Source organism: Micromonospora sp. NPDC047521 (assembly GCF_055587305.1).
Map to the genome: position 1 here is coordinate 1 of NZ_JBVJGN010000032.1, position 5,396 is coordinate 5,396.

At 57.5% G+C, this 5,396-nt stretch carries 3 rRNA genes; all 3 read right to left on the bottom strand.

Annotation, left to right across the window (positions count from 1 at the left end):
• Window positions 1-4: 4 nt before the first annotated feature.
• A 5S ribosomal RNA gene (gene rrf, locus ACZ6N8_RS31125) occupies window positions 5-121 on the bottom strand.
• Window positions 122-207: 86 nt separating this feature from the next.
• A 23S ribosomal RNA gene (locus ACZ6N8_RS31130) occupies window positions 208-3,317 on the bottom strand.
• Between the two features lie 377 nt (window positions 3,318-3,694).
• Window positions 3,695-5,209, bottom strand: a 16S ribosomal RNA gene (locus ACZ6N8_RS31135).
• Together the 16S, 23S and 5S rRNA genes form the textbook arrangement of a ribosomal RNA operon.
• Window positions 5,210-5,396: the final 187 nt, after the last annotated feature.

Genomic DNA, 5,396 nt, shown 5'->3' on the forward strand with positions numbered 1-5,396 from the left:
GATTGTCCGGCGGCGTCCTACTCTCCCACACCCTCACGAGTGCAGTACCATCGGCGCTGGAGGGCTTAGCTTCCGGGTTCGGAATGTAACCGGGCGTTTCCCCTCCGCCATGACCGCCGTAACTCTATGAACATGTCAAACAACCCCGGGCGAAAGTTCACGGGTGTTCGCTCGTTCAGAGTTGCACAGTGGACGCGTAGCAGCTTGGTAGTCAAGTCCTCGGCCTATTAGTACCGGTCAACTGAACCCGTTACCGGGCTTACATTTCCGGCCTATCAACCCAGTCGTCTAGCTGGGGGCCTTACCCCACCAAAGTGGGTGGGATACCTCATCTTGAAGCAGGCTTCCCGCTTAGATGCTTTCAGCGGTTATCCCTTCCGAACGTAGCTAACCAGCCGTGCCCCTGGCGGGACAACTGGCACACCAGAGGTTCGTCCGTCCCGGTCCTCTCGTACTAGGGACAGCCCTTCTCAAGTATCCTACGCGCACGGCGGATAGGGACCGAACTGTCTCACGACGTTCTAAACCCAGCTCGCGTACCGCTTTAATGGGCGAACAGCCCAACCCTTGGGACCTGCTACAGCCCCAGGATGCGACGAGCCGACATCGAGGTGCCAAACCATCCCGTCGATATGGACTCTTGGGGAAGATCAGCCTGTTATCCCCGGGGTACCTTTTATCCGTTGAGCGACACCGCTTCCACTCGCAAGTGCCGGATCACTAGTCCCGACTTTCGTCCCTGCTCGACCTGTCAGTCTCACAGTCAAGCTCCCTTGTGTACTTGCACTCAACACCTGATTGCCAACCAGGCTGAGGGAACCTTTGGGCGCCTCCGTTACCTTTTAGGAGGCAACCGCCCCAGTTAAACTACCCACCAGACACTGTCCCTGAACCGGATAACGGTCCGAAGTTAGATACCCAAATCAACCAGAGTGGTATTTCAAGATTGCCTCCACCTGTACTGGCGTACAAGCTTCACCGGCTCCCACCTATCCTACACAAGCTAATTCGAGTACCAATGTCAAGCTATAGTAAAGGTCCCGGGGTCTTTCCGTCCTGCCGCGCGTAACGAGCATCTTTACTCGTACTGCAATTTCGCCGGGCCTGTGGTTGAGACAGTGGGGAAGTCGTTACGCCATTCGTGCAGGTCGGAACTTACCCGACAAGGAATTTCGCTACCTTAGGATGGTTATAGTTACCACCGCCGTTTACTGGCGCTTAAGTTCTCCGCTTCGCCCCGAAGAGCTAACAGGTCCCCTTAACGTTCCAGCACCGGGCAGGCGTCAGTCCATATACATCGAATTACTTCTTCGCATGGACCTGTGTTTTTAGTAAACAGTCGCTTCCCCCTGCTCTCTGCGGCCATACAACGCTCCACCCGCGCGGGGCTTCACGTCTCCGGCCCCCCTTCTCCCTAAGTTACGGGGGCAATTTGCCGAGTTCCTTAACCACAGTTCGCCCGATCGCCTCGGTATTCTCTACCTGACCACCTGTGTCGGTTTGGGGTACGGGCCGCTAAGAACTCGCTAGAGGCTTTTCTCGGCAGCATAGGATCACTGACTTCACCTGAATCGGCTCGGCATCACGTCTCAGCCTTCATGCGCCACGGATTTGCCTATGGCACGGCCTACACGCTTACCCCGGCACAACCACCGGCCGGGCTCAGCTACCTTCCTGCGTCACCCCATCGCTTGACTACTACCCGCCAGGTTCCCACGCTCCCTCAACTCAGTCCGAAGACCTCACCAAGTTCGGGTGGTTAGCACAACGAGGTTCATCAGGGACGCTCTTTCGCGGGTACGGGAATATCAACCCGTTGTCCATCGACTACGCCTCTCGGCCTCGCCTTAGGTCCCGACTCACCCAGGGCGGATTAGCCTGGCCCTGGAACCCTTGGTCATCCGGCGGAAGGGTTTCTCACCCTTCTTTCGCTACTCATGCCTGCATTCTCACTCGTGCCGCGTCCACAACTGGGTCACCCCGCTGCTTCACTCGCGGCACGACGCTCCCCTACCCATCCACACACCTGCACGCACCATCAAGGGCACGCGTGGTTAAAATGTGAATGCCACAGCTTCGGCGGTGTGCTTGAGCCCCGCTACATTGTCGGCGCGGAACCACTTGACCAGTGAGCTATTACGCACTCTTTAAAGGGTGGCTGCTTCTAAGCCAACCTCCTGGTTGTCTATGCGACCCCACATCCTTTTCCACTTAGCACACGCTTAGGGGCCTTAGCTGGTGATCTGGGCTGTTTCCCTCTCGACTACGAAGCTTATCCCCCGCAGTCTCACTGCCGCGCTCTCACTTACCGGCATTCGGAGTTTGGCTGATTTCGGTAAGCTTGTGGGCCCCCTAGACCATCCAGTGCTCTACCTCCGGCAAGAAACACGCGACGCTGCACCTAAATGCATTTCGGGGAGAACCAGCTATCACGGAGTTTGATTGGCCTTTCACCCCTAACCACAGGTCATCCCCCAATTTTTCAACATTGGTGGGTTCGGCCCTCCACGCGGTCTTACCCGCGCTTCAGCCTGCCCATGGCTAGATCACTCCGCTTCGGGTCTAGGACACGCGACTGAATCGCCCTATTCAGACTCGCTTTCGCTACGGCTCCCCCACACGGGTTAACCTCGCCACATGCCACTAACTCGCAGGCTCATTCTTCAAAAGGCACGCCGTCACCCCGCAAGGCTCCGACGGATTGTAGGCGAACGGTTTCAGGTACTATTTCACTCCCCTCCCGGGGTACTTTTCACCATTCCCTCACGGTACTCGTCCGCTATCGGTCACCAGGAAGTATTTAGGCTTACCAGGTGGTCCTGGCAGATTCACGGCAGATTTCAGGGGTCCGCCGCTACTCGGGAACACCCACAGAAGGTCAGCAACTTTCACCTACCGGACTCTCACCGTCTACGGTCAGCCATTCCAGACTGTTCGACTAGCCACTGACTTTGTAACTTCTCGAACAAGTGTCAGCTTGTTCAGCAGGGTCCCACAACCCCAACCACGCAACCCCTGACAGGTATCACACGCAGCCGGTTTAGCCTCAATCCGCTTTCGCTCGCCACTACTCACGGAATCACTAAATTGTTTTCTCTTCCTACGGGTACTGAGATGTTTCACTTCCCCGCGTTCCCCCCACACACCCTATGTGTTCAGGTGCGGGTGACACCACATGACTGGTGCCAGGTTTCCCCATTCGGACACCCTGGGATCACAGCTTGGTTGACAGCTCCCCCAGGCCTATCGCGGCCTCCCACGTCCTTCATCGGCTCCTGGTGCCAAGGCATTCACCGTTCGCCCTTGACAACTTGACCACAAAGATGCTCGCGTCCACTGTGCAATTCTCAACAAACGACCAACCCACAACCCGAACAGCCCCACACCAAACCCAACGACAGTTGGCGGTATGCGAGGCCAGGCCATGCCTGGCAACCTCGCGAGGTCATCAACCTCACTACGGTTCTGAAACAACAACGCAATGGTTGTTCCTTCAGGACCCAACAGGGTGCTCACATTCCTTCTCAGCCGCACCAGAACATAGCCGTTCCCACCACCCCGAAGAGCAGCTGTACTAGGTGTCCCGGCCGTTGCCGAGGAAAAACTTGCCAGTGTCTCCGCCATTCGAGCACCCCACCACCACATCCGGGTAGTGCGGGCTCCTTACCGACTTTCGTCGGAAGGTGCTCCTTAGAAAGGAGGTGATCCAGCCGCACCTTCCGGTACGGCTACCTTGTTACGACTTCGTCCCAATCGCCAGCCCCACCTTCGACGGCTCCCTCCACAAGGGTTGGGCCACCGGCTTCGGGTGTTGCCGACTTTCGTGACGTGACGGGCGGTGTGTACAAGGCCCGGGAACGTATTCACCGCAGCGTTGCTGATCTGCGATTACTAGCGACTCCGACTTCACGGGGTCGAGTTGCAGACCCCGATCCGAACTGAGACCGGCTTTTTGGGATTCGCTCCACCTCACGGTATCGCAGCCCATTGTACCGGCCATTGTAGCATGCGTGAAGCCCTGGACATAAGGGGCATGATGACTTGACGTCATCCCCACCTTCCTCCGAGTTGACCCCGGCAGTCTTCGATGAGTCCCCGCCATAACGCGCTGGCAACATCGAACGAGGGTTGCGCTCGTTGCGGGACTTAACCCAACATCTCACGACACGAGCTGACGACAGCCATGCACCACCTGTGACCGCCCCCGAAGGACCCCCCATCTCTGGAGGTTTTGCGGCCATGTCAAACCCAGGTAAGGTTCTTCGCGTTGCATCGAATTAATCCGCATGCTCCGCCGCTTGTGCGGGCCCCCGTCAATTCCTTTGAGTTTTAGCCTTGCGGCCGTACTCCCCAGGCGGGGCGCTTAATGCGTTAGCTGCGGCACAGGGAACCGGAGAGGCCCCCCACACCTAGCGCCCAACGTTTACAGCGTGGACTACCAGGGTATCTAATCCTGTTCGCTCCCCACGCTTTCGCTCCTCAGCGTCAGTATCGGCCCAGAGACCCGCCTTCGCCACCGGTGTTCCTCCTGATATCTGCGCATTTCACCGCTACACCAGGAATTCCAGTCTCCCCTACCGAACTCTAGCCTGCCCGTATCGACCGCAGGCTTGGGGTTGAGCCCCAAGTTTTCACGGTCGACGCGACAAGCCGCCTACGAGCTCTTTACGCCCAATAAATCCGGACAACGCTCGCACCCTACGTCTTACCGCGGCTGCTGGCACGTAGTTGGCCGGTGCTTCTTCTGCAGGTACCGTCACTCTCGCTTCGTCCCTGCTGAAAGAGGTTTACAACCCGAAGGCCGTCATCCCTCACGCGGCGTCGCTGCATCAGGCTTCCGCCCATTGTGCAATATTCCCCACTGCTGCCTCCCGTAGGAGTCTGGGCCGTGTCTCAGTCCCAGTGTGGCCGGTCGCCCTCTCAGGCCGGCTACCCGTCGTCGCCTTGGTAGGCCATCACCCCACCAACAAGCTGATAGGCCGCGAGCCCATCCCAAGCCGAAAAACTTTCCACCACCAGCCATGCGGCCAGAAGTAATATTCGGTATTAGCCCCCGTTTCCGAGGGTTATCCCAAAGCTTGGGGCAGGTTGCTCACGTGTTACTCACCCGTTCGCCGCTCGAGTACCCCGAAGGGCCTTTCCGCTCGACTTGCATGTGTTAAGCACGCCGCCAGCGTTCGTCCTGAGCCAGGATCAAACTCTCCAACAAAAAATTGTGGAACAGCTGTCCCGGCAACAAACAAATGTTGCCAAAGGAATCCCAACCAGCCAGAAAAACTGACCAGTCCGGGGTATAAATCATAATTGGCACTGGCTTTACAAGCACCCTGTTGAGTTCTCAAAGAACAACCACACACCGAACCAAACACCACACTCAGTGGCACCCGTTTCGGGGC